A 24,133-nucleotide genomic window follows, 5' to 3' on the forward strand; every position below is an offset into this window, starting at 1 on the left:
GATTGAAGATGGAAATATATAATAAAGGGATTGCTGGTACGCTTGAATCCAGTGATGCCATGATAACGGTTGAGCCAAATGAGAGTGGAATCGAGCTCTATGTCGATAGCGTGGTGATGAACGTCTATGGCAGACAGATAAAAGAACTGATTTTAAAAACGCTCGCAACCCTGGAGGTGGCAAAAGCTAAGGTGACGGTCATTGATAAAGGTGCTCTGGAATGCACATTAAAAGCCAGACTTGAGTGTGCGGTATATCGTAGTTGTGATGCATCTCGCAAAAATATCCCATGGGAGAATATCTGAAAATGATTCCTCGTCAACGACCTATAAAAAACCGCCTGCGCCGCACTATGATGTTTATGAATGCTCAAAAACCCGGGCTACTAAAGGATGCTTGGATTTATGGTGCCGATAGCATCATTTTAGATCTGGAAGACGCAGTGGCTGAAAACCAAAAAGATGCCGCTCGCTTTTCACTATATCACGCATTGAAAAATATTGACTATGGCGATACTGAAGTGATTGTCAGAATCAATGGTCTGGATACGCCGCATTGGCAGGAAGATATTCGCTGTGTCGTTGCGGCTGGCGCTGATGGTATTCGTATCGCGAAATGTGAAAGTGCGCAGGATGTCCATCTGGTTGAAGAACACGTTCTTGCTGCGGAAAAAGAGTTTGCTCAGGAAGAAGGGCGCACATTATTAATGGCCGCTCTTGAAAGCCCGAAAGGTATATTGAACGCTCTGGAGATCGTGACAGCTTCAGAACGTATTTTTGGTTGCGCTATTTCTGGTGGCGATTTCCGTAAAAATATGCATGTTCGTATTGAAGAAGGCGGTATTGAGATGCTGGCTGCTCGCGGAAATATGCTGATTGCGGCTCGTGCTGCTGGCGTTCAGTGTTTTGATACGATGTATCCTCATATCGATGATATCGAAGGGTTTGAAGCCGAGGTCAGACAAAACAGAAAAATGGGTTTCGATGGAAAAAGTATCGTTAATCCACGGCAAATAAAATACGTACATGACACATTTGCACCAACAGTAAAAGAAATTGCTTATGCTGAAAAATTGATTTATTCCTTTGATGAACAAACTGAAGCTGGTGTTGGTGTATATACCGTGGACGGTAAAATGGTTGATATTCCTTTCTTTGAGGATGCACGGCGTATTATTGCACTCGCTAAAGCTTGTGGCGTCTACCACGGAAATCTTTAATTATTAAATGGATCATGGTCTATGAAGAACGCTGTTAATCGAAATATACCTGATGAACTTCTTCTGGCAGGAAAGGAAGTTTATCAAGGAAAACATTATATGGACGGTAAATATGTGAAAAAGGATTCACCTTTTTCACGTCGTCATGTAAAACCGGTCGAAGATAAAATTTGCGCAACCATCCGGGAAGCTTGTGAACGCTGTGGTGCGCATGATGGCATGACATTTTCTTTTCACACTGAGTTCCGTGAAGGCGATTATGTCGCGGCAATGGTCGCCAGAGTATTAATCGAAGAGATGGGACTAAAAGATATTACTGTTGCAGCCACTTCGTTAGGCAATGCACAGGATGTTATTGCGGATTATATTGAACAGGGAAAAATTATCGGTGTACAAACGTCCGGTGTTCGTGGGCGAATTGGCGAGGTAATTTCTGCAGGAAAACTGGCCAGTCCGGCGGTTATTCGTAGTCATGGTGGACGTCCGCGCGCGGTAGAAGCAGGTGAGGTTCATATTGATATCGCCTTTCTGGCTGCATCTACTGCCGATTGTTGCGGCAATGCAAAAGGAACGGGGGGGAAAAATAACTGTGGCTCAATGGGATTTGCAATCCATGATGCAAAGTATGCCGATCACACGGTCATCATTACCGATACGTTAGTCGATTTTCCTAATATGCCCTCCTCTATTGCGGCTATTGACGTCGATTGCGTATGTGTAGTGGATAATATCGGTGATGCAAGCAAAATCGCGACGAAAGAAGCACGGATGACGGATAACCCGCGTGAATTGATGATGGCGGAACAGGTAGCTAAGGTGATTTCCGCTACGCCGTGGTTTAAAGATGGATTCTCATTCCAGACTGGTGTCGGCGGACCGTCTCTTGCAGTAAACCGTTTCCTTGAGAAATATATGGTTGATAACCGTATTACGATGAGTTTTGCTCTGGGGGGAACCAGCAGTGCGATTTGTGAGTTGCAAAGTAAAGGTCTGGTTAAACATATTCTTGATACACAGGATTTTGATTCAGGTGCGATTGAACATTTAACACAGCATCCAGGTCATCATGAAATTGATCTGAGTGAATATGCGAACCCGGCAAATAAAGGGGCATACGTTAATAAACTTGATTATGTCGTGCTCTCCGCGCTAGAAATTGATACAGCTTTTAACGTCAATGTTATTACTGGTTCCGATGGTATTCTGCGGGGCGCGCCAGGTGGCCATCCGGACACTGCTGCCGGGAGCAAATGCTGCATTATTGTTACACCATTAACACGTGGAAGAATGGCAACCGTATGCGATGAAGTAGTGACGGTGACAACTCCGGGTGATTGTGTTGATGTTTTGGTTACGGATTACGGCACGGCGGTGAATCCGTTGCGCCAGGATATTATTGATTGGTTGGATGATGCAGGGATCCAACATATTTCAATTGAATCTTTGCGCGATAAAGCCTATTCGATTGTCGGAGTTCCGGATAATCTGCAATGGGAGGAAAAAGTCGTTGCAGTAATTGAGGCCCGGGATGGTACTATTCTTGACGTTGTCAAAAAAATCAAAACGATTAAATAATTAAAATAGTAACAAGCACAAGGAAGCAATCGCGATAATTGTTTTCGTGTGCTTGATTTATTTATCACTGTATCCTAAAAGAGTAATCATATGGCTATTCAAATTTTGTCATTATTTTTTCTCATATTTGCTATAGTTCTTGGTTTTTTTAAGAAAACGAATATTGGTTTTGTGGCTTTTGGTTGTGTTCTGATTTTATCGACGATTGGGGGATTGAAGGCGTCTGTAGTTTTAGCGTGTTTTCCTGAAAAATTATTTATCACATTACTTGGTACTATGTTTTTTTTCTGTCTGTTACAGCAAAATCAGACACTGGAGCTGCTTTCCAGGAAAATGGTTGTGGCAGTAGGAAAGCAAGCATGGCTTATTCCAATTATTATCTATCTGGTATCATGGGGGCTCTCCGCTGCGGGTCCTGGCGCAATCTCCGTACAGTCAGTGATGATCATTTTCGCCGTGTCATTAGCTGTGCAAATGAACGCCTCACCTGTATTATTAGGTTCGATGGCGATTCTTGGCGCGGTCGGTGGCACAACATCGCCAATTGCATTGTCCGGTATTATTGTTACTGATATTACTAATTCTCTTGGATATCATGGTGTAGCCCAACCGGTATTTATTGCCGTCAGTATCGTTAACTTTATATGTGCAATGTTGTTGTATGTCGGATTTAAAGGTTATGCACTTAATGCGGGAAATCTTAATTCGATTCCACAGCTTCCGAAATTTAATAAAAAACAAACAATAAGCATTGTGGCTATAGTTGCATTGATTGTCGTAGTCGTGGGGTTACGCTATGATGTTGGGCTGGTGGCATTTACATTATCGCTCTTGCTTATTTTATGCGAGGCCGTAGATGAAAAATCAGCAGTGAAATTAATCCCATGGAACGTGCTTATTCTTATCTGTGGTGTGAGTGTTTTAATGAGTGTAACAAGCTTGTTAGGTGGAATAGACTTGCTGTCTCACTTCCTTTCATCGCTAATGAATGATAAAACAGCCTCTCCGCTTATTGGTCTTACAGCTGGGATAATGTCATGGTTCAGTTCAGCGAATGGTGTCGTTCTTCCTACGCTAATACCAACGGTTCCTGGAATTGTGAATAATATTGGCGGTGGAATTAGTTTGCCTGAGCTGGTGATGGCAATTGTAGGTGGTGCGACAGTTGCCGGAATTAGTCCTCTTTCAACAGGCGGTAGCCTTATTCTGGCAACTTATGCGCAGGAAGCAAAGGTTTCAGATAATGCTCTACAATCGATATTTTCCAGACTCTTCTTGCTGTCTTTCGGCGTTGTAGTCGTAGTGATGATTTTTGCTGGAGTGAATGGTTTTAAATTATTTGTGACAGGAGTGTAAATGATGAATGGATTACTATTTGTTGGCTGCCGTACGACGAAAGAACGAGGTGCCAGAGGTAAAGGAATTAAAGCATTTGAGACCAATACGACTACCCCAGGAGTGTTGAAGCATTTAACCTCTGGGCTGGTTAATCCCTCATGGTTGTGCCTGGATGAAAAAAAAGAATTTCTTTATACCATTCATGGTGATATGAGCGATGTGTCTGCATTTTCTATTAATAAAATTAACGGAGGATTAACCAGGATTAATACCGTGTCTACGGCTGGTGAAAATCCTGTCCATATTTCAATAGACAAGACTAACCGCTGGGTTTTTGTCGCCAACCTGCAGACAGGAACAATTTCCGTAATTCCACGAAACTCTGATGGTAGCCTCGGGAATTTACATAAATTGTATACTATTCCGGGCCTGACCGACGGCGCAATTTCTCATCCTCATCAGGTATTCCAGGATATATCTCGTAACTACCTGGTTGTCCCATGTCAGGGGCGAAAATATGGCTTTGGACAGATAGTTGTTTTCCGTATTAATTCAGTCGATGGCACGCTGGAAGAAACATGTACGGTACGTAGTCGTGAACTGGCGGAACCAAGGCACTGCGTATTTCATGCCAGTAATCGCTACTGTTATTGCGTTAATGAGAAAGATTTTACTATTACCGCCTACTCTTTTGATGAGACGCAAGGGGTGTTATCTCCTTTCCAGGTCATTCCTACGCTTCCGGATACCTGCACCGATGATGGATGGGCCAGCGGTATTATTATGGATCAAACATCGCGTTTCGTTATCGTGTCTAATCGTAAGCAAAACAGCATTTCCTCACTGCTGGTTGACCCAAACACTGGAAGGTTAACACTAATTGATACAATGGGGTCGTTTGGAGAACAGCCGAGGTTTATTTATCTATTGCCGAATGGTCTGTTGTTAGTGGCGAATGAATTAACCGATTCTCTTGAGTTTTTTAATCTGGATGATAATGGAAAATTTCATCATCTAAACATGCAGATTAAAACGGAAAGTCCGGTAAGCGCTGTTTCCTGGCAGTAACGCCTTGAGTGTAAATAACAATTGAGTAATTTAATTGTTTGCTGGTTGTTATTTACACAGATTTTACAGAGAGTATTGAATGACTCACACCACAATAAATATGTCCATAGATATCGTGTGCGAATACTTCACTCAACTAGTACTACGCGCTATGCAGACGGAGGTTAATCTAACACCTAAACCGGGGTTGGTCGATTCAAGAAATAGTGGTGCTCATTGTGATATGGATCTACAGGATTTTCATCGTAGCGCTAAAGCAATATCTGTTTATGTTCCGGAATTTATTTTATGTGGGTTTTCAACTGCTAAAAAGGATACGCGTTTGATCTTAAGCGAGTTGCGTATTCCCGGGAAAAAATGTGAGCAGGCAATGTATAAGGCGACATCTGGAGTAAATACACATAAAGGAGCCCTGTTCTCTCTGGGATTATTTTGTGCCGCGATTGGTCGTCATTATGCGTTGAATCAGTCGTTGACGCCTCGGGCGCTAAGCCATACGGTGGCGAGTATTTGTCAGGGAATCGTGAACCGTGAACTGAACGGACTTTCTGAGCATTATAATTTGACAGCTGGACAGTTATTGTTTGTTAAATATGGACTTACCGGTGCGCGAGGCGAAGCCGAGAATGGTTATCCGTTAGTGATCAATATTGCGCTGCCCTATTTCCGACAGCAAATAAAGTCTGGTTTAAGTCAAGATTATTCATTGCTAAATACATTGTTATTAATCATGTCATATAACAATGACACGAATATTGTTTCAAGAGGTGGGCTGTCATCATTGCAGTGGATTAAAGATTGTGCTGAAGGTTTATTACAAAATGGCGGAGTTCGTTCAGCAAGTGACTTACCGGGGATTTATCAGCTCGATGATCTCTGTATTTCCCGCAACCTCAGCCCCGGCGGCAGCGCTGATTTACTGATGTTGACCTGGTTTCTTTCACACTTTCACGAAGAGGAGAGTCAATGACTGACAATGCTGTACTGCTGGGTGAAGGCTTCACCCTGATGTTCCTCGGCATGGGATTCGTGCTGGCGTTTCTGTTCCTGCTGATTTTCGCCATTCAGGGCATGTCCGCCGCCGTCAACCGCTTCTTCCCTGAACCGGTCCCGGTACCGAAGGCGACACCTGCCGCCGCCGCGTCCGCGGACGACTTCGCCCGCCTGAAGCCGGCGATTGTCGCCGCCATTCACCACCATCGCCGTCTTCACCCTTAATTCACGGAGGAATTCATGACCGTTGCCATTACCGATGTCGTCCTGCGCGACGCCCACCAGTCCCTGTTCGCCACCCGCCTGCGTCTCGACGATATGCTGCCCGTTGCCGCTGCGCTCGACGACGTTGGCTACCGCTCGCTTGAGTGCTGGGGCGGCGCCACCTTTGACGCCTGCATCCGCTTTCTCGGCGAGGACCCGTGGGTCCGCCTGCGCGAGCTGAAAAAGGCGATGCCGAAGACCCCGCTGCAGATGCTGCTCCGCGGCCAGAACCTGCTCGGCTACCGCCACTACGCCGACGATGTGGTGGAGCGCTTTGTCGAACGCGCCGTCAAAAACGGCATGGACGTCTTCCGTGTCTTCGATGCCATGAACGACCCGCGCAATATGAAAGCCGCCCTGCAGGCGGTCCGCCGCCACGGCGCCCATGCCCAGGGCACGCTCTCCTACACCACCAGCCCGGTCCACACCCTGCAGACCTGGCTGGATTTAACCGAACAGCTGCTGGAGACCGGCGTCGACTCCGTCGCCATCAAGGACATGTCCGGTATCCTGACGCCGGGGGCGGCGTATGAGCTGGTCAGCGAAATCAAAAAACGCTACGACGTCACCCTGCACCTGCACTGTCACGCCACCACCGGCATGGCGGAGATGGCCCTGCTGAAGGCCATTGAGGCGGGCGTGGACGGCGTCGACACCGCCATCTCCTCAATGAGCGCCACCTACGGCCACCCGGCCACCGAGGCGCTGGTGGCGACGCTGGCCGGTACGCCGTATGACACCGGGCTGGATATCCACAGGCTGGAGAGCATCGCCGCGTACTTCCGCGAGGTGCGCAAAAAATACCACGCCTTCGAAGGCCAGCTGAAGGGCACCGACAGCCGTATCCTCGTCGCCCAGGTCCCGGGCGGGATGCTCACCAACCTCGAAAGCCAGCTGAAGCAGCAGAGCGCGACGGACAAACTCGACCTGGTGCTGGCGGAAATCCCCCGCGTGCGTGAAGACCTCGGCTTCATCCCGCTGGTGACCCCGACCTCGCAGATTGTCGGCACCCAGGCGGTGCTCAACGTCCTGACCGGCGAGCGCTACAGGACCATCGCGAAGGAGACCGCCGGTATTCTGAAGGGCGAGTACGGCCGCACCCCGGCGCCGGTGAACGCCGCCCTGCAGGCGCGGGTGCTTGACGGCGCTGAGGCCATCACCTGCCGCCCGGCCGACCTGCTGAAGCCGGAGCTGGCCGCGCTGGAAGCCGACGTGAAGCGCCAGGCGCAGGAGAAGGGCATCACCCTCGCGCAGAACGCCATCGACGACGTGCTCACCGTGGCGCTGTTCCCGCAACCCGGCCTGAAGTTCCTTGAGAACCGCCACAACCCGGCGGCCTTTGAGCCGGTGCCGCAGGTGGAAGCCGCGCAGCCGGTGGCAAAAGCAGAGAAGCCTGCCGCCTCCGGCGTCTACACCGTGGAAGTGGAAGGCAAAGCCTTTGTGGTCAAAGTCAGCGACGGCGGCGACGTCAGCCAGCTGACGGCAGCCTCTTCCGCACCGGTTCAGGCCGCCGCCCCGGCCGGCGCCGGCACCCCGGTGACCGCCCCGCTGGCGGGCACCATCTGGAAAGTCATCGTCAGTGAAGGCCAGACGGTGGCCGCAGGCGACGTGCTGCTGATTCTGGAAGCCATGAAGATGGAAACCGAAATCCGCGCCGCGCAGGCCGGCACCGTACGCGGTATCGCGGTGAAAGCCGGCGACGCGGTGGCGGTCGGCGACACCCTGCTGACCCTGGCGTAAGGAAAAGGAACGGAAATGGAAAGTCTGAACGCCCTGATTCAGGGCATGGGGCTGATGCACCTCGGTGCCGGCCAGGCCATCATGCTGCTGGTCAGCCTGCTGCTGCTCTGGCTGGCCATCGCGAAGAAGTTCGAGCCGTTACTGCTGCTGCCGATTGGCTTCGGCGGCCTGCTGTCGAACATCCCGGAGGCCGGACTGGCGCTCACCGCCCTGGAGAGCCTGCTGGCCCACCACGACCCGGCGCAGCTGGCGGTGATTGCCGCGAAGCTCCACTGCGCGCCGGACGTCCACGCCATTAAGGACGCGCTGGCCCTGGCCCTGCCGTCGGTGCAGGGGCAGATGGAGACGCTGGCGGTGGACATGGGCTACTCCGCCGGGGTGCTGGCCATCTTCTATAAGGTGGCCATCGGCTCGGGCATCGCCCCGCTGGTCATCTTTATGGGCGTCGGGGCGATGACCGACTTCGGCCCGCTGCTGGCCAACCCGCGCACCCTGCTGCTGGGGGCGGCGGCGCAGTTCGGTATCTTCGCCACCGTGCTCGGGGCGCTGACGCTGAACTACTTCGGCATCATCAGCTTCACCCTGCCGCAGGCGGCGGCCATCGGCATTATCGGCGGCGCCGACGGCCCGACGGCCATCTACCTGTCGGGCAAGCTGGCGCCGGAATTACTCGGGGCCATCGCGGTGGCGGCCTACTCGTACATGGCGCTGGTGCCGCTGATCCAGCCGCCGATCGCGAAGGCGCTGACCACGGATAAGGAGCGGAAGATCCGCATGGTACAGCTGCGCACGGTGAGCCGGCGGGAGAAGATCCTGTTCCCGGCGGTGCTGTTGCTGCTGGTGGCGCTGCTGCTGCCGGACGCCGCGCCGCTGCTGGGGATGTTCTGCTTCGGCAACCTGATGCGCGAGAGCGGGGTGGTGGAGCGGCTGAGCGACACGGTGCAGAACGCGCTGATCAACATCGTGACCATCTTCCTCGGGCTGTCGGTGGGGGCCAAGCTGGTGGCGGACAAGTTCCTGCAGCCGCAGACGCTGGGGATCCTGGTGCTGGGGGTGATCGCCTTCTGCGTGGGGACCGCGGCCGGGGTGCTGATGGCGAAGCTGATGAACGTGTTCAGTAAACACAAAATCAACCCGCTGATCGGCTCGGCGGGGGTGTCGGCAGTGCCGATGGCGGCCAGGGTGTCGAACAAGGTGGGTCTGGAGTCGGACGCGCAGAACTTCCTGCTGATGCACGCGATGGGCCCGAACGTGGCCGGGGTGATCGGCTCGGCGATAGCCGCCGGGGTGATGCTCAAGTACGTGCTGGCGATGTAAACCGGTACCTGTCCGGGCTACCGGATTGCATGGATCTGTAGCCCGGACAGATGCGCAGCATCGCCTCCGGGAAATACGTTCTCCCGGCTTGCGCTGCGCTGAGCCAGGCTACGGGTTCACAGCCGTCTGCAAGCCGGGAATACCCTACAAGGAGAAAGAGATGTCTGAAACAGCAATACCTGAATATACCGCCTCCCGGGTCACCAGGACCTCGCTGGCAGGCTACCTTCATCAGTCGCTGGAACAGGTCTGCAAGCTGGCCTCTGGCCTGAAAATGCTCCAGCTACCGGTCAATGACACCGATCGAACCGCTGTAGTACTTACGGAGCCGGTCTACGCCGCTGCCGGGTTGCGCCTTGCCCGCCAGCAGCCCCTGGCGCAGAACCCGCTTTGTGACGATGTGCTGCGGCGCTTTCGTCATGCCCCCGGTCTGACGGCAGATCTGCCCGCCCTGGTTGAGACCGTGCGCAGCGTGGCGCTGCCGGTCTGGTCACGCCTGCGTCGCGATGGACACGGCGATGATACGGCTGTCAGGCAGACGCTGCTGCATATTCTGGCCTGGCGAAGCGAGTCGCCATGGCTGCAGGATCAGGCCCAGAGAATACTCTGGCAGGGCGGCGTACTGGGGGAGAAAGGGTACGCCGTGTTAACATCCCTCGACGATGAAGCCGCCCCCCGGTGCATTGGGTTCTGCGGGCTGAGTGAACTACTGACCACCACCGGTTTTTTAGTCCACTTTCCGGCAGGACCTCTGTTTTCTGAAGAATATCCAGAGAGTTATTAATGAAGTTAATCAGTTTTTGTGTAAGCAATATTCCCCGCTATGGTTTGTTGCGGGGGGATGGCGTTGTCGATTTAACCCGGCATTTTCTGCAATATCCGTCGCTGAAATCCTTTCTGGCGGCAATGGACAATATCCCGGCAGAAATGCTGTCGCATATGGCGATCGACTATGCCCTTGATGAGATCGAATTTTTGCCGCTGATCCCCGACCCACAGAAGATCCTCTGCGTCGGGATGAACTACCAGGCCAAAAGGCTGGAGTTTGACGAGCAGGATCCCGATCCAACGCTGTTTATCCGTTTCCCGGATTCCCAGTGCGGGCATCTGGGCGAGATCATTAAACCGGCTGCCAGCCATGAGTTTGATTATGAAGGCGAGCTGGCGCTGGTGATCGGCAAACGCGGGCGCAATATTCCCGTCGAGCGGGCGCTGGAGCACGTTGCCGGTTACAGCTGCTATATGGACGGCTCGGCCCGCGACTGGCAGCACGCCTGGTTTACCGCCGGCAAAAACTGGCCATCGACCGGCGGCTTTGGCCCCTGGCTGGTGACGCGGGATGAAATCGCCGACCCTAACGCGCTGGCCATCAAAACCCGGCTCAACGGTATGGAAGTGCAGAACGACAATACCGCCAGCATGATCCATAGCGTCCCGGAGCTGATTGCCTATATCAGCACCTTCTGCCTGCTGACGCCGGGCGATGTTATCCTGACCGGCTCACCGGGCGGCGTGGGGAAAAAGCGCACCCCGCCGCTGTTCCTGCGAGATGGCGATACGATTGAAGTGGAAATTGAAAAGATCGGCTGCCTGCGTAATAGAGTGCTTGAAGAGGTGCAGGGTAGGTTTTGATATACACAAGGGGTGATTGCTACACCCTTGTGTAGTAAAGACTAATCCTCGTCAAACCCGGCGTTGAACAACGCAATAACCGCGGCCAGCGCCTCAACTTCCTGCGGACCGCTGGCCTCTACCTCTATCTGACGCCCTTTCGCCGAGTCCAGCATCAGCAGGGCAATCACGCTGTTTGCCTCCGCCTCGGTACCTTCGTCGTTGCGCAGCAGTACTTCGGCATCGAAATTCTGCATCAGCTCAAACAGCTTCATCGCCGGGCGGGCATGCATGCCCAGCTTATTGGTGATCTCAACGGTTTGCTTTACGGTCATGATTTACGTTTTTCCAGCGTCCGATGACGAGACTGTACGTTCTTGCCGCGGGAGCGGAAGTAGTCAGCCAGTTGTTCAGCAATATAAACTGAACGATGTTTCCCGCCGGTACAACCAATGGCCACCGTCAGATAGCTGCGATTGTTGGTCTCCAGCATCGGTAGCCATAGCTCAAGATAGCTCCGGGTCTGATAAATAAAGTTGTGCACTTCGGTGTGCCGGTCGAGGAAGGCGGCCACCGGCTTATCCAGACCGGTCATCGGGCGTAGTTTCGGATCCCAGTGCGGGTTGGGCAGGAAACGTACGTCAAAGACGTAATCAGCATCGATCGGGATGCCGTGCTTAAAGCCGAAGGATTCGAAGACCATCGTCAGTTCACGCTCGCGTTTGCCTAACAGGCGAGTACGCAGCATCTCGGCCAGCTCATGCACCGACATTTCGGACGTATCGACGATCAGATCCGCGCGGGAACGCAGTGGTTCCAGCAGATCGCTCTCTTCGTCGATGGCGCTTTCCAGCGACAGATTTTTACTGGAGAGCGGATGTAAGCGACGGGTATCGCTGTAACGGCGGATCAGCGTGTTGCGGTCGGCATCGAGAAACAGCAGCTGCGGAGAAAAGCATTCCGGCAGATTCTGCATCGCCTGCTCAAAGATCTCCGGGGATTCCGGCATGTTACGCACGTCGATGCTGACGGCCGCGGAGATATTACGGTCAGCCAGCGACCGCGCCAGGTCGGGCAGCAGCACGACCGGCAGGTTATCCACGCAGTAAAAGCCCATATCTTCCAGCGCTCGCAGAGCGACGGATTTCCCCGAGCCCGAGCGGCCGCTGACGATCATCAGTACCATGTACCGTTTCTCCTCAGTACGATAAAGGATAAGGTGCGACTGCCGTTATGCGTCATCGCTGCTTCCTGCTTCGGTGATGATCTCATACAACTCTTCATCGCTCTGCGCCGCGCGCAGGCGACGACAAATGGCTTTGTCCGCCAGCCGTTTGGCCACCAGGGAGAGCGTATGCAGGTGGGTTTTTGTCTGATCGGCCGGCACCAGCAGCGCGAACAGCAGGTCGACAGGCTGATTGTCGATCGCGTCGAAGGCGATGGGGGTTTCCAGCTGGACAAAAACGCCGACAGCACGCAGCGTATCCTCTTCCAGTTTTCCGTGGGGAATGGCAATACCATTGCCAATTCCGGTACTGCCCATTTTTTCGCGGGTGAGGATCGCTTCGAATACCACCTGCGGCGGCAAACTTAACTGTTTGGCGGCCAGTTCGCTAATGATTTCCAGAGCGCGCTTCTTGCTCTGGCAGTGAACCTGGCTACGGGTACATTCCTGGTTCAGGACGTTGCTCAGTTGTAGAGCCGAATCGTTGTTCATCATAATTTCACCTGAGCGCCCCCGCGGCCGTCGTCGATATTCACTGACGGCGGTCGCAGGGGGCCCGGACAATTAGTGTTGTTTTAGTTTATCTTTGTGCTTCGTTAACTGTCTTGCCAGCTTATCGATAAGACCATCGACAGCTGCATACATATCCTGCCCTTCCGCACTGGCATGGATTTCGCCACCGTTGACATGCAGATTCGCGTCCGCAATTTGCGTCACTTTCTCTACTTTTAACACAATATAGACCTGATTGATCCGGTCGAAAAATTGCTCCAGCTTGCTGAACTTCGCGGTGACGAAGTCGCGCATGGCGGGAGTGATCTCGACGTTGTGTCCTGTAATGTTGAGCTGCATAGTGTCTTCCTTATCGGTTGTGTCAGACCAGTTGTTTACGCTGGTTTGACGGCGGGATGGATAAAGACTCTCTGTACTTCGCGACAGTGCGGCGCGCCACCATGATACCCTGCTCGGACAGCATGGAGGTGAGCTTACTGTCGCTCAACGGCTTCGCGGGGTTTTCCGCGGCGATGAGCTTCTTCACCAGCGCGCGAATGGCCGTCGACGAGGCTTCGCCGCCGCCTTCGGTATTCACATGGCTGGAGAAGAAATACTTCAGTTCAAAAATACCGCGCGGACTGTGCAGATATTTTTGCGTGGTCACACGGGAAATCGTCGATTCATGCATCTCGACGGCCTGGGCGATATCGGCCAGCACCATCGGCTTCATATACTCTTCACCCTGCTCGAAAAAAGCCTGCTGTTGTTCAACGATGCAGCGGCTAACGCGCAGCAGCGTATCGTTACGGCTTTCCAGACTTTTGATCAGCCAGCGGGCTTCCTGCAGATTGCTGCGAATAAACTGACTGTCGGCGTCATTGCGGGCGCTGTTGCCCATTGCTGCATACTGTTGATTGATTTTCAGCCGGGGTATGCTGTCGGCATTGAGCTCCACGGCCCAGCGGCCGCTAACCTTGCGGACCAGTACGTCGGGAATGACATATTCTGGTTCGCTGGTCTGAATGGACTGACCAGGGCGAGGATCCAGCGACTGGATCAGGTTCACCGCCTCTTTCAGCACCTCTTCTTTCAGGCGCGTCACCCGCATCAGGGTGCGGAAATCATGGTTGGCCAGCAGATCGAGATGCTCGCTGATAATCAGCCGGGCCTCGTCCAGCCACGGCGTCTCTTTGGCGAATTGCGACAGCTGGATCAGCAGGCAGTCGCGCAGATCTTTCGCCGCGACGCCAACCGGATCAAAACGCTGAATACGCTTCAGAACGGCTTCCACCTCTTCCAGACCGATCTCGTCATCGCCGATGCTGTCGACGATATCTTCAATCTGAACGGTGAGGTAGCCCGTATCGTCGACGGCGTCGACGATGGAGGTGGCAATGGCGCGGTCGGTGTCGGTGAAAGGCGTTAGCTCAACCTGCCACATCAGGTAATCCTGAAGCGTCTGGGTGGTTTCACCTTGATAGACGGGCAGCTCGTCGTCCTGATAGTCGACGCCGTTACCCGACGGCGTGCCGGCGGTATAAATTTCATCCCAGCTGGCATCGAGGGGCAGCTCGTCGGGCATCTCTTTTTGCTCAAGCGCGTCGACGGTATCGAGGGACTCGCGGTCCTCCACCTCTTTTGCCTCTACCTCGTCGTGAAGATCGGTTTGCTCAAGCAACGGGTTACTTTCCAGCGCTTGCTGGAGCTCTTGCTGGAGTTCTAACGTGGACAACTGCAGCAAACGAATCGCCTGCTGCAGCTGCGGCGTCATGGCAAGCTGTTGGCTAAGCCTTAATTGCAAACCTTGCTTCATGTTCAGGGTAAATATCTCCGGCTAAAACGTCTGTAACCTCTACCCTATCAGAGTCTGAAGTCTTCCCCAAGATACACGCGCTTAACCTGCTCATCTTCGAGGATCTGCTGCGGTGTACCATGAGCGATAAGGTGTCCCTGACTGACAATATACGCCCGTTCGCAGACCGCGAGGGTCTCACGGACGTTATGGTCGGTAATCAGCACGCCGAGGCCACTGTCGCGCAGGTGCTCAATGATGCGTTTAATATCGATAACGGAGATCGGGTCAACGCCGGCAAAGGGTTCATCCAGAAGGATAAATTTCGGGTTCGCCGCCAGCGCGCGGGCGATCTCGACGCGGCGGCGTTCACCACCGGAGAGCGCCTGACCGAGGCTGTCGCGCAGGTGCTCAATATGAAACTCTTCCATCAGCTCTTTGGCGCGATCTTCCCGCTGCTCGCTGCTCAAATCGTCACGGATCTGCAGGACCGCCATCAGGTTGTCATAGACGCTCAGGCGACGGAAAATGGAGGCTTCCTGCGGCAGATAGCCGATGCCCCGGCGCGCGCGCGCGTGCAGCGGCAGCAAACTGATGTCTTCGTCATCGATAATAATATTGCCCGCATCGCGCGGCACAATACCGACCACCATGTAGAAGGTGGTGGTTTTACCGGCGCCGTTCGGGCCGAGCAAGCCGACAATCTCCCCGGAATTAACGGTGAGACTGACATCTTCCACCACGCGGCGGCCTTTGTAAGCTTTAGCGAGATTCTTCGCAGTTAAGGTTGCCATAACGAATTAGTTACTCTTCTTTTGCTGGTTGCCGCTTTTGTCCTGCAGCTCAGACGGCACCAGAACGGTGGTGACGCGTCGACCTTTGTCGCTGAAGGCCTGCATTTTTTGCTCTTTCACCAGATAGGTGATCTTGTCGCCCTTGATGTTGCTGTCGAGCTGTTCCAGATAAGCGTTACCGGTCAGCACGACGTAATCGTTCTGCAGCTCGTAGCGCATTTTCGACGCCCGGCCTTTTACCGGTTTGCCATTATCCTGCATCTGATAGAAAGTGGCCGGGTTACCAAAACCTTCGATCACCTCTTTGCCTTTCTCATTGCCCGGACGGGTGACCACCACTTTATCCGCGTTAATTTTGATCGTCCCCTGGGTCACGACCACGTTACCGGTGAAGGTGACGACGTTGCCCTGCATGTCCAGCGACTGCTGATCGGACTCGATGTGGATCGGCTGATCGGTATCACCCGTCTTGGCCAGAGCTGGCAGGCTGGCGGCCAGTAACGCGCCGGCGAGCGCAATCTTAAGGCTGAGTTTGTTTGTTCTGAATTTCATAAGAGGTTCTCACCTTTTCAATCAGCTCGGCATTTTTACTGCGAAGGTTTCCACGCATTTTCAGGCCGCTGGAATTAAATGTGGTGCCGTATAACGTCACCATGTCATCGGAGGTAACATCCTGCGTTACCAGATTTATCTGGGCGTTATCCGTCGTAATTTTGCGCAGTTGAGAATCCGGCGCGAGCGCATTCACCTCAACGTGCCCGTAAAGATAGAGCATCCGGTCATTCGTCAGCTTCGCTTTGTCTGCCCTGACCGACCAGGTCGGCACCTTATTGGTATCGAAGGTGGTCATGACTGGTTTGGTAAACCAGGAGACCTCCTGATCGGAAAAGTATTCCACGTGTTCGGCAATCAGCCGATAGCTCAGGGCACCTTCCGGACTGTACACCACGGTGTCGGTATGTTCGCTTTTATACGTCGGGTCGTTTGGATTGACCTCCGGCTGGGCCGTGTCGTCCGTATTCGCCAGATTCAGGCCGATGAGGATCAGCGCGAGCAGCGACAGTAAAATGATAACCCAACGTCTGGTTTTACTCATATTGATTGCCCTTTGGCCTCATCCAACTTGCCCTGCGCCAATAGTAACAAATCGCAGACTTCACGTACCGCGCCACGGCCGCCATTAATCCGGGTGATGTAATCGGCGCGCGGCAACAGTAGCGGATGTGCATCTGCGACGGCGACACTGAGGCCCACTTCGGCCATCACCGGCCAGTCAATGAGATCGTCACCGATGTAGGCGACTTCGTCCGCGCCTACGCCCAGTTTGTCGGTAAGATCGCGGAACGCCAGCAGTTTATCCGACTGCCCCTGATACAAATGCGTGATGCCCAGCGTCTGACAGCGATCTTCTACCAGTTTAGCTTTTCGTCCGGTAATAATCGCCACTTCAATGCCCGAGGTCAGCGCACAGCGAATACCATAGCCATCACGGACGTTGAACGCCTTCAGTTCCTCGCCCTGGTTACCCATATAGATAAGCCCGTCGGATAATACACCGTCGACATCGAGGATCAGCAAACGGATCTTCGCCGCGCGATCGAGAAACGCCTGGCTTACCGGCCCGTAGCAGGTCGCTAACTGAGCATCAGCATTATTCATTATTTTTTCCTTACTTACACTACGCCCGCGCGCAGCAGATCGTGCATATGTACCACACCCAGCAGATGGTCGCCATCGGCAACCAGCACGCAGGTAATATGACGGGATTGCATCAGGTTGAGCGCATCCACCGCCAGAGTGCCGGGACGGATACGGATCCCCCCCCGGGTCATGACGTCGGCAATGCTGGCATCGCGCATATCGACGCCAGTATCAAAAACCCGGCGCAGGTCGCCATCGGTGAAAATGCCGATGATATTCATCTTGTCATCGCAGATGGCCGTCATACCTAAATTTTTACGCGTGATTTCCAGTAACGCATCGCGCAGGGTGGCCTGTAAGCCGACGTGCGGGATCTCATCACCGGTATGCATAATATCATTGACGCGCAGCAACAGCTTACGACCAAGTGCGCCGCCCGGATGCGAGAGGGCGAAATCCTCCGCGGTAAAGCCGCGGGCTTCCAGCAGGGCAACGGCGAGGGCATCGCCCATCACCAGTGCGGCAGTGGTGCTGGAGGTGGGGGCCAGCCCTAACGGACAGGCCTCTTTGGGTACTTTCACGCACAGATGAATGTCCGCCGCGCGCGCCATGCTGCTCTCCGGTCGGCTGGTCATACAGATAAGTTTCACCTGCTGGCGTTTCAGAACCGGGATCAGCGCCAGGATCTCATTCGATTCGCCAGAGTTCGACAGCGCAATCACGACATCCTGCGGCGTCACCATACCTAAATCACCGTGCGCGGCTTCGCCGGGATGGACAAAAAATGCCGAAGTGCCGGTACTGGCGAAAGTGGCGGCCATTTTGCGTCCGATGTGGCCGGATTTGCCCATCCCCATCACCACGACTTTCCCGCCGCAGCGGAAAATGGTTTCGCAGGCATGGGTAAAATCTTCATTTATATATTGATCGAGCTGGGCCAGACCTTCACGTTCAATTTCCAGCACCTGACGGCCTGCCTGTTGAAAGTCAAAATCCGTGGGCAAATCTATTTGCGACATGATGTAATCCCGAGTCATTCAACGAAGAGCGGTGCTGTCCAGAACAGCATCGCCAACCAAACCACAAAACCGCCGACCAGCAGCGCGCCAATCAGTCGGCCCGGCTGTTGCTGGCGGCGCCAGCACAGCACCGCGAAGATCAGGCTGACCAGCAGCATCACGCCATAATCGCGGGTAAAGGCTTCTGCGGCAAAGGTCCCCGGCGCAATCAGCGCGGGTAACCCCAGCACCAGCGCTATATTGAGGATGTTTGCGCCGATGATATTGCCGATGGCAATGTCATCTTCCCCTTTCCGCGCACCAGCGATGGCGGTGGCCAGCTCCGGTAAGCTGGTGCCGATAGCGATAACCGTTAAGCCAACGGTCAGTTCACTGATAGCAAAAAAGTTCGCCAGTACCGTCGCGTTATCCACCACCATACGGGTGGCCATCGGCATGACGATCATCGCCACCCCTAACCAGAGCAAGGCGACCGGCAGTGACCCTTCGCGCGGCAATTCCGCCAGCTGTTCCCGGGTCAGGCTATCGCTTCCCTGACGCTCTGCCAGACGCGCGATTTTGATAGTGAACAGCAGCCACAAAAGCGCCAGCGCCAGCAAAAATAGCCCGTCGAGACGGGACAGTTGTCCATCGTAGAGCACCAGTCCCGCCAGGACGCTCACTAGCAACATTAGCGGTAATTCGCGGCGCAGAATATCAGAATGCACGGTAAATGGCCTGAGTAAGGCGGCGAGACCGAGGATCAGTAAAATATTGGTGATGTTGGAGCCGAGCGCAGTGCCGACCGCCAGATCGGTCTGCCCATGCAGCGAGGCCGCGGTAGAGACCATGATCTCAGGCAAGCTGGTGCCGATACTGACCACTGTCATACCAATAACCAGCGGCGGGATCCCCAACATGCGACACAGAATAGAAGCGGCATAGACCAGACGATCGGCGCTGTAGACAACCAGCAGTAAACCAATAATTAACAGAGCCGTCGCTAAGAGCATCTAAAGTCCTTTCTTCAGGTATAATCGTCGCCTCGCTGGGTTATCCCTACGCAGCGTAACGAATTCTTAATTTTGACTTTATGTGTGCCAAAAGTAAAACAAATGCCAGCTTTCGCTAACCTGTGCAGGTAAGATTCTGTAAAAATGTTGTGATTGTGGCGCAAGAAAGGGCCATGCTTGCCCGTCAGGTGTTTAGTAAGGATGATTTTATGAGCCAAACTCAGGCGAATTTAGTTGAAGTGCGCGATATCCGCTTTTCTCGCGGCGATCGTGTGATCTTTGACGACATCTCGCTGTCGGTGCCGCGCGGTAAAATTACTGCGATTATGGGACCTTCGGGGATCGGCAAGACTACCCTGTTACGCCTGATCGGCGGGCAGATCCCGCCGGACAGGGGAGAGATCCTGTTCGATGGCGAGAACGTGCCGCAGATGACGCGTTCACGGCTTTACACGGTGCGTAAGCGGATGAGCATGCTGTTCCAGTCCGGCGCGTTGTTCACCGATCTCAATGTCTTTGATAATGTTGCCTATCCGCTGCGGGAACATACGCATCTGCCGCCTGCGCTGCTGCATACGACGGTGATGATGAAGCTGGAAGCGGTGGGGCTACGCGGTGCGGCGAAGTTAATGCCGTCCGAGCTTTCCGGTGGGATGGCGCGCCGCGCCGCGCTGGCAAGGGCCATTGCCCTGGAGCCGGATCTGATTATGTTCGACGAACCGTTCGTCGGACAGGATCCCATCACCATGGGCGTGCTGGTGAAGCTAATTTCTGAACTCAACAGTACGTTGGGTGTCACTTGCATCGTGGTTTCGCACGATGTGCCTGAGGTGCTTAGCATTGCGGACTACGCGTATATCGTGGCGGATAAAAAGATTGTCGCCCACGGTAGCGCTCAGTCGCTGCGGGAGAATGCCGATCCTCGGGTTCGTCAGTTCATTGATGGTATTGCCGACGGTCCGGTGCCGTTCCGTTATCCGGCTGGCGACTATCACCATGATTTATTAGGCATAGGGAGTTGAGCGACTCATGCTGTTTAATGCGCTGGCCGCGCTAGGGCATCGCGGTATTAAAACTACCGCGACGTTTGGACGCGCCGGATTAATGCTTTTCAACGCCGTTGTCGGCAAACCAGAGTTTCGCAAGCACGCGCCGCTGCTGGTTCGTCAGCTCTACAACGTTGGCGTTTTGTCGATGCTGATTATCATTGTCTCGGGCCTGTTTATCGGTATGGTGCTTGGGCTGCAGGGATATCTGGTCTTAACCACCTACAGTGCAGAGACCAGTCTTGGCATGCTGGTGGCACTGTCGCTGCTGCGCGAGCTGGGACCGGTAGTCGCCGCGCTGCTGTTTGCCGGGCGAGCCGGGTCGGCGCTGACCGCCGAGATTGGCCTGATGCGGGCCACGGAGCAGCTCTCCAGTATGGAGATGATGGCGGTGGATCCGCTGCGTCGCGTCATTTCCCCACGTTTCTGGGCCGGTGTCATTTCGCTGCCGCTGCTGACGATTATCTTCGTCGCGGTGGGGATCTGGGGCGGTGCGCTGGTGGGCGTGAGCTGGAAGGGTATTGACGGTGGTTTTTTCTGGACCGCGATGCAAAACGCCGTCGACTGGCGAATGGATCTGGTTAACTGCCTGATTAAGAGTCTGGTATTTGCCATTACGGTAACCTGGATTGCGTTATTCAATGGTTATGACGCTATCCCCACTTCCGCCGGGATTAGCCGGGCGACAACGCGCACCGTGGTGCATGCGTCGCTGGCGGTTCTGGGGCTGGATTTTGTGCTGACTGCGCTGATGTTTGGGAATTGAGTTCATGCAAACGAAAAAAAATGAAATCTGGGTAGGGGTATTCTTACTGGTGGCGCTGCTGGCGGCGCTGTTTGTCTGCCTGAAAGCGGCGAACGTCACTTCGCTACGTACCGAGCCAACTTACCGCCTTTATGCAACCTTCGATAACATTGGCGGCCTCAAGGCGCGTTCGCCGGTGCGCATCGGGGGGGTGGTTGTCGGCCGTGTGGCGGATATCACCCTTGATCCAAAAACTTATCTGCCGCGCGTAGAGCTCGATATCGATCAGCGCTACAACCATATCCCGGATACCAGTTCGTTGGCGATTCGCACCTCTGGTCTGCTGGGGGAGCAGTACCTGGCGCTGAACGTCGGTTTTGAAGATCCGGACCTCGGGACGGCTATCCTTAAAGACGGCGGTACGATCCAGGACACCAAATCCGCCATGGTGCTGGAAGATCTGATCGGTCAGTTCCTTTATAACAGCAAGGGTGGCGACAATCAGAATTCTGGCAATGATAAGGCCGAGGCAGAAGGTCATACTGACGTGACGCCGGCAGCCGGCACGACGCATTAATTTCAGGAGAAACACGATATGTTTAAACGCTTACTCATGGTCGCCATGCTGGTGATTGCCCCACTGACCGCCGCCCAGGCGGCAGACCAGTCCAACCCGTATAAGCTGATGAATGAAGCAGCGCAGAAAACCTTCGATCGCCTGAAGAATGAACAGCCGAAGATCAAAGCCAACCCTAACTATCTGCGCGACATCGTCGACCAGGAGCTGCTGCCGTATGTGCAGGTGAAATATGCAGGCGCGCTGGTACTTGGCCGCTACTACAAAGAAGCGACCCCGGCGCAGCGTGAAGCTTACTTTGCCGCTTTCCGTGAATATCTGAAGCAAGCCTACGGCCAGGCGCTGGCGATGTATCATGGTCAGACTTACCAGATTGCCCCGGAGCAGCCGCTGGGCGACGCCACTATCGTGCCTATCCGCGTGACCATCGTTGATCCGAACGGCCGTCCGCCGGTGCGCCTGGACTTCCAGTGGCGTAAAAACACCCAGACCGGCAACTGGCAGGCCTACGATATGATCGCCGAAGGCGTCAGCATGATCACCACTAAACAGAATGAGTGGAGCGACCTGCTGCGTACCAAGGGCGTTGACGGCCTGACTGCGCAACTGAAAGCGATCTCCGCGCAGCCGATCACCCTGGAACAGAAAAAATAATGACCGGGCAGTTAAGCTGGACTCGCGAGGGTGAGACGCTGGCGCTGCACGGAGAGCTGGACCAGGATCTGCTGGTCCCACTCTGGGAGGCGCGGGCTAAGGCGACTGAAGGGACTGTGATCATCGATCTTAGCCATATCACTCGGGTGGACACGGCGGGTCTGGCGCTGTTAGTGCATTTTGTGGCGCTGATACGCCGTCAGGGCCGGGAAGTGCAACTGGTCGGTAAGAGCGAGAATCTGCAAACGCTGATCGGTCTTTACAACCTGCCTGTCGATATGATCCCATAATCTTTTCAGTGCGTTAGCGCTGAAGCTATTCCGAAAGCCCCGGCAATCTTTTCGCCGGGGCTTTTTGCTTGTTTAAGACCGCGTCACTTTCCTCTAAGATGTTGGGCTGTTTTCACTATCAGATAAATTTGAGCCCATGGAAAATCATGAAATTCAGACCGTGCTGATGAACGCACTCCCCCTCCAGGAAGTCCACGTCTCTGGCGATGGCAGCCACTTTCAGGTTATTGCTGTGGGTGAGATGTTCGATGGCATGAGTCGGGTTAAAAAGCAGCAGAGCGTCTACGCGCCGCTGATGGAATATATTGCTGACAACCGCATCCATGCGCTGTCGATCAAGGCCTTTACTCCGCAGGAGTGGGCGCGAGACCGCAAACTAAATGGCTTCTAAGCTGTGGGGGATCCCCTGCAGCGTATGTGAATTTTTAATAGAGAACAGAATCAATGGATAAATTCCGTGTTCAGGGGCCGACTCGCCTACAGGGCGAAGTCACCATCTCCGGTGCAAAAAACGCCGCCCTGCCAATCCTCTTTTCCGCGCTGCTTGCTGAAGAGCCGGTAGAGATCCAGAACGTACCTAAGCTGAAAGACATCGATACCACCATGAAGCTGCTGAGCCAGCTGGGCGCGAAGGTTGAGCGTAATGGTTCGGTATGGATTGACGCCGGCCCGGTCGACGTATTCTGTGCTCCATACGATTTGGTTAAAACCATGCGCGCTTCTATCTGGGCGCTGGGCCCGCTGGTGGCGCGTTTTGGTCAGGGACAAGTGTCTCTGCCAGGCGGTTGCGCCATTGGCGCGCGTCCGGTCGATCTGCACATTAGTGGGCTGGAGCAGCTGGGTGCCGAGATCAAACTGGAAGAAGGTTATGTCAAAGCCTCGGTTAACGGTCGCCTGAAAGGCGCGCATATCGTGATGGATAAGGTGAGCGTCGGCGCCACCGTCACCATCATGAGCGCGGCGACCCTCGCGGAGGGGACGACGATTATTGAAAACGCCGCTCGCGAGCCAGAGATCGTCGATACCGCGAATTTCCTTAACGCGCTGGGCGCCAAAATTACCGGTCAGGGCACCGACCGCATCACTATCGAAGGCGTGCAGCGTCTGGGGGGCGGCGTATACCGTGTACTGCCGGACCGTATCGAAACCGGCACTTTCCTGGTCGCGGCGGCGATTTCTGGCGGTAAGATCCTTTGCCGTAACGCGCAGCCAGATACCCTGGATGCCGTACTGGCGAAGCTGCGCGACGCCGGGGCTGACATCGAAACGGGCGAAGACTGGATCAGCCTTGATATGCACGGCAACCGTCCAAAAGCGGTTAACGTACGTACCGCACCACACCCGGGGTTCCCGACCGATATGCAGGCTCAGTTCACGTTGCTTAACCTGGTAGCGGAAGGGACCGGCGTGATCACCGAAACGATCTTTGAAAACCGCTTCATGCACATTCCGGAACTGATCCGTATGGGCGCGCACGCGGAGATCGAGAGCAATACCGCTATCTGTCACGGCGTGAAGCAGCTTTCGGGCGCCCAGGTAATGGCGACCGATTTGCGCGCATCGGCGAGCCTCGTGCTGGCAGGCTGCATCGCTGAGGGGACTACTATCGTCGATCGCATCTACCACATCGATCGTGGCTATGAGCGTATCGAAGATAAACTGCAGGCGCTGGGTGCCAATATTCAGCGCGTGAAGGGCGAGTAACCGCGTCCTGGCAGTGACCCCGTGACGATGGTCC

At 54.2% G+C, this 24,133-nt stretch carries 29 protein-coding genes; 18 read left to right on the forward strand and 11 right to left on the reverse strand.

The features are described 5' to 3' along the window. Nucleotides 1-8: 8 nt before the first annotated feature. From citD to B8P98_RS02680, 11 genes are all read left to right on the forward strand, one after another. Nucleotides 9-305: a citrate lyase acyl carrier protein gene (gene citD, locus B8P98_RS02630; RefSeq protein ID WP_042929555.1), complete on the forward strand. Its 297-nt coding sequence runs from the start codon at nt 9-11 to the stop codon at nt 303-305. Further along, complete coding sequence (locus B8P98_RS02635; protein ID WP_200548315.1) at nt 290-1,219, forward strand: aldolase/citrate lyase family protein; 930 nt, start codon at nt 290-292, stop codon at nt 1,217-1,219. Before citD ends, B8P98_RS02635 begins: the two co-directional genes overlap by 16 nt. A 21-nt stretch (nt 1,220-1,240) precedes the next feature. Next, nucleotides 1,241-2,794 (forward strand): citrate lyase subunit alpha, encoded by a 1,554-nt coding sequence (gene citF, locus B8P98_RS02640; protein WP_025713331.1) that lies wholly within the window; start codon nt 1,241-1,243, stop codon nt 2,792-2,794. 90 nt (nt 2,795-2,884) lie between these two features. After that, entirely contained in the window at nt 2,885-4,150 is a 1,266-nt protein-coding gene (locus B8P98_RS02645) for an SLC13 family permease (protein WP_025713330.1), read from the forward strand. Next, complete coding sequence (locus B8P98_RS02650; protein WP_200548316.1) at nt 4,151-5,200, forward strand: lactonase family protein; 1,050 nt, start codon at nt 4,151-4,153, stop codon at nt 5,198-5,200. 79 nt (nt 5,201-5,279) lie between these two features. Further along, a complete protein-coding gene (gene citG, locus B8P98_RS02655) occupies nt 5,280-6,170 on the forward strand; it encodes a triphosphoribosyl-dephospho-CoA synthase CitG (RefSeq protein ID WP_025713328.1) in 891 nt (296 codons plus the stop codon). After that, nucleotides 6,167-6,418: an oxaloacetate decarboxylase subunit gamma gene (locus B8P98_RS02660; RefSeq protein WP_080898078.1), complete on the forward strand. Its 252-nt coding sequence runs from the start codon at nt 6,167-6,169 to the stop codon at nt 6,416-6,418. Before citG ends, B8P98_RS02660 begins: the two co-directional genes overlap by 4 nt. 15 nt (nt 6,419-6,433) lie before the next feature. Then, nucleotides 6,434-8,197 (forward strand): sodium-extruding oxaloacetate decarboxylase subunit alpha, encoded by a 1,764-nt coding sequence (gene oadA, locus B8P98_RS02665; RefSeq protein WP_095032692.1) that lies wholly within the window; start codon nt 6,434-6,436, stop codon nt 8,195-8,197. A gap of 15 nt (nt 8,198-8,212) precedes the next feature. Beyond that, nucleotides 8,213-9,514, forward strand: a complete 1,302-nt coding sequence (locus tag B8P98_RS02670; protein WP_095032693.1) for an oxaloacetate decarboxylase subunit beta — start codon at nt 8,213-8,215, stop codon at nt 9,512-9,514. 160 nt (nt 9,515-9,674) lie between these two features. After that, nucleotides 9,675-10,298, forward strand: coding sequence for a hypothetical protein (locus B8P98_RS02675; RefSeq protein WP_025712548.1), 624 nt, complete (start codon nt 9,675-9,677; stop codon nt 10,296-10,298). Then, nucleotides 10,298-11,146, forward strand: coding sequence for a fumarylacetoacetate hydrolase family protein (locus B8P98_RS02680; RefSeq protein ID WP_025712547.1), 849 nt, complete (start codon nt 10,298-10,300; stop codon nt 11,144-11,146). The genes B8P98_RS02675 and B8P98_RS02680 overlap by 1 nt, the downstream gene beginning before the upstream one ends. A 41-nt stretch (nt 11,147-11,187) precedes the next feature. On the opposite strand, the gene npr is transcribed toward B8P98_RS02680, so the two are convergent. The 11 genes from npr to B8P98_RS02735 form a co-directional block, all read right to left on the reverse strand. Then, complete coding sequence (gene npr / locus B8P98_RS02685; RefSeq protein ID WP_002918431.1) at nt 11,188-11,460, reverse strand: PTS phosphocarrier protein NPr; 273 nt, start codon at nt 11,458-11,460, stop codon at nt 11,188-11,190. Further along, complete coding sequence (rapZ, locus tag B8P98_RS02690) at nt 11,457-12,311, reverse strand: RNase adapter RapZ (protein ID WP_002918428.1); 855 nt, start codon at nt 12,309-12,311, stop codon at nt 11,457-11,459. The genes npr and rapZ overlap by 4 nt, the downstream gene beginning before the upstream one ends. 45 nt (nt 12,312-12,356) lie before the next feature. Beyond that, entirely contained in the window at nt 12,357-12,845 is a 489-nt protein-coding gene (gene ptsN / locus B8P98_RS02695; RefSeq protein WP_004144926.1) for a PTS IIA-like nitrogen regulatory protein PtsN, read from the reverse strand. A gap of 69 nt (nt 12,846-12,914) precedes the next feature. Further along, nucleotides 12,915-13,202 (reverse strand): ribosome hibernation promoting factor, encoded by a 288-nt coding sequence (gene hpf, locus B8P98_RS02700; RefSeq protein WP_004206206.1) that lies wholly within the window; start codon nt 13,200-13,202, stop codon nt 12,915-12,917. A gap of 22 nt (nt 13,203-13,224) precedes the next feature. After that, nucleotides 13,225-14,658 carry an RNA polymerase factor sigma-54 gene (gene rpoN, locus B8P98_RS02705; protein WP_025712546.1) on the reverse strand — a complete coding sequence of 478 codons (1,434 nt, stop codon included), beginning with the start codon at nt 14,656-14,658 and terminating at the stop codon, nt 13,225-13,227. A 47-nt stretch (nt 14,659-14,705) separates the two neighbouring features. Next, nucleotides 14,706-15,431 (reverse strand): LPS export ABC transporter ATP-binding protein, encoded by a 726-nt coding sequence (gene lptB, locus B8P98_RS02710; RefSeq protein ID WP_004206203.1) that lies wholly within the window; start codon nt 15,429-15,431, stop codon nt 14,706-14,708. Between the two features lie 6 nt (nt 15,432-15,437). Then, complete coding sequence (gene lptA / locus B8P98_RS02715; RefSeq protein ID WP_002918415.1) at nt 15,438-15,983, reverse strand: lipopolysaccharide ABC transporter substrate-binding protein LptA; 546 nt, start codon at nt 15,981-15,983, stop codon at nt 15,438-15,440. Then, nucleotides 15,952-16,527, reverse strand: a complete 576-nt coding sequence (lptC, locus tag B8P98_RS02720) for an LPS export ABC transporter periplasmic protein LptC (RefSeq protein ID WP_002918413.1) — start codon at nt 16,525-16,527, stop codon at nt 15,952-15,954. The genes lptA and lptC overlap by 32 nt, the downstream gene beginning before the upstream one ends. After that, on the reverse strand, nt 16,524-17,090 hold the full coding sequence (gene kdsC, locus B8P98_RS02725; RefSeq protein ID WP_025712545.1) for a 3-deoxy-manno-octulosonate-8-phosphatase KdsC: 567 nt from the start codon (nt 17,088-17,090) through the stop codon (nt 16,524-16,526). The genes lptC and kdsC overlap by 4 nt, the downstream gene beginning before the upstream one ends. Nucleotides 17,091-17,104: 14 nt before the next feature. Further along, complete coding sequence (gene kdsD, locus B8P98_RS02730) at nt 17,105-18,109, reverse strand: arabinose-5-phosphate isomerase KdsD (RefSeq protein ID WP_370511770.1); 1,005 nt, start codon at nt 18,107-18,109, stop codon at nt 17,105-17,107. Next, the gene (locus B8P98_RS02735; RefSeq protein WP_025712543.1) at nt 18,106-19,083 is read right to left on the reverse strand and encodes a calcium/sodium antiporter; all 978 of its coding nucleotides are present in this window, start codon (nt 19,081-19,083) and stop codon (nt 18,106-18,108) included. Before B8P98_RS02735 ends, kdsD begins: the two co-directional genes overlap by 4 nt. A gap of 209 nt (nt 19,084-19,292) precedes the next feature. Here B8P98_RS02735 and mlaF point away from each other — a divergent pair, with 209 nt between their 5' ends. The 7 genes from mlaF to murA all read left to right on the forward strand — a co-directional run bounded on the left by mlaF (nt 19,293) and on the right by murA (nt 24,099). Then, nucleotides 19,293-20,105, forward strand: coding sequence for a phospholipid ABC transporter ATP-binding protein MlaF (gene mlaF, locus B8P98_RS02745; RefSeq protein WP_042929381.1), 813 nt, complete (start codon nt 19,293-19,295; stop codon nt 20,103-20,105). A gap of 7 nt (nt 20,106-20,112) precedes the next feature. Then, nucleotides 20,113-20,895 (forward strand): lipid asymmetry maintenance ABC transporter permease subunit MlaE, encoded by a 783-nt coding sequence (gene mlaE / locus B8P98_RS02750; protein WP_004150949.1) that lies wholly within the window; start codon nt 20,113-20,115, stop codon nt 20,893-20,895. A gap of 4 nt (nt 20,896-20,899) precedes the next feature. Then, nucleotides 20,900-21,451: an outer membrane lipid asymmetry maintenance protein MlaD gene (mlaD, locus tag B8P98_RS02755; protein WP_025712541.1), complete on the forward strand. Its 552-nt coding sequence runs from the start codon at nt 20,900-20,902 to the stop codon at nt 21,449-21,451. An 18-nt stretch (nt 21,452-21,469) separates the two neighbouring features. Beyond that, nucleotides 21,470-22,105, forward strand: coding sequence for a phospholipid-binding protein MlaC (mlaC, locus tag B8P98_RS02760; RefSeq protein ID WP_025712540.1), 636 nt, complete (start codon nt 21,470-21,472; stop codon nt 22,103-22,105). Further along, entirely contained in the window at nt 22,105-22,395 is a 291-nt protein-coding gene (gene mlaB, locus B8P98_RS02765) for a lipid asymmetry maintenance protein MlaB (protein WP_095032694.1), read from the forward strand. Before mlaC ends, mlaB begins: the two co-directional genes overlap by 1 nt. 136 nt (nt 22,396-22,531) lie before the next feature. Then, nucleotides 22,532-22,786: a BolA family iron metabolism protein IbaG gene (gene ibaG / locus B8P98_RS02770; protein WP_004144910.1), complete on the forward strand. Its 255-nt coding sequence runs from the start codon at nt 22,532-22,534 to the stop codon at nt 22,784-22,786. A gap of 53 nt (nt 22,787-22,839) precedes the next feature. Then, nucleotides 22,840-24,099 (forward strand): UDP-N-acetylglucosamine 1-carboxyvinyltransferase, encoded by a 1,260-nt coding sequence (gene murA, locus B8P98_RS02775; protein WP_025712538.1) that lies wholly within the window; start codon nt 22,840-22,842, stop codon nt 24,097-24,099. Nucleotides 24,100-24,133: the final 34 nt, after the last annotated feature.

The organism is Klebsiella quasivariicola, assembly GCF_002269255.1.
Taxonomy (GTDB): Bacteria; Pseudomonadota; Gammaproteobacteria; order Enterobacterales; family Enterobacteriaceae; genus Klebsiella; species Klebsiella quasivariicola.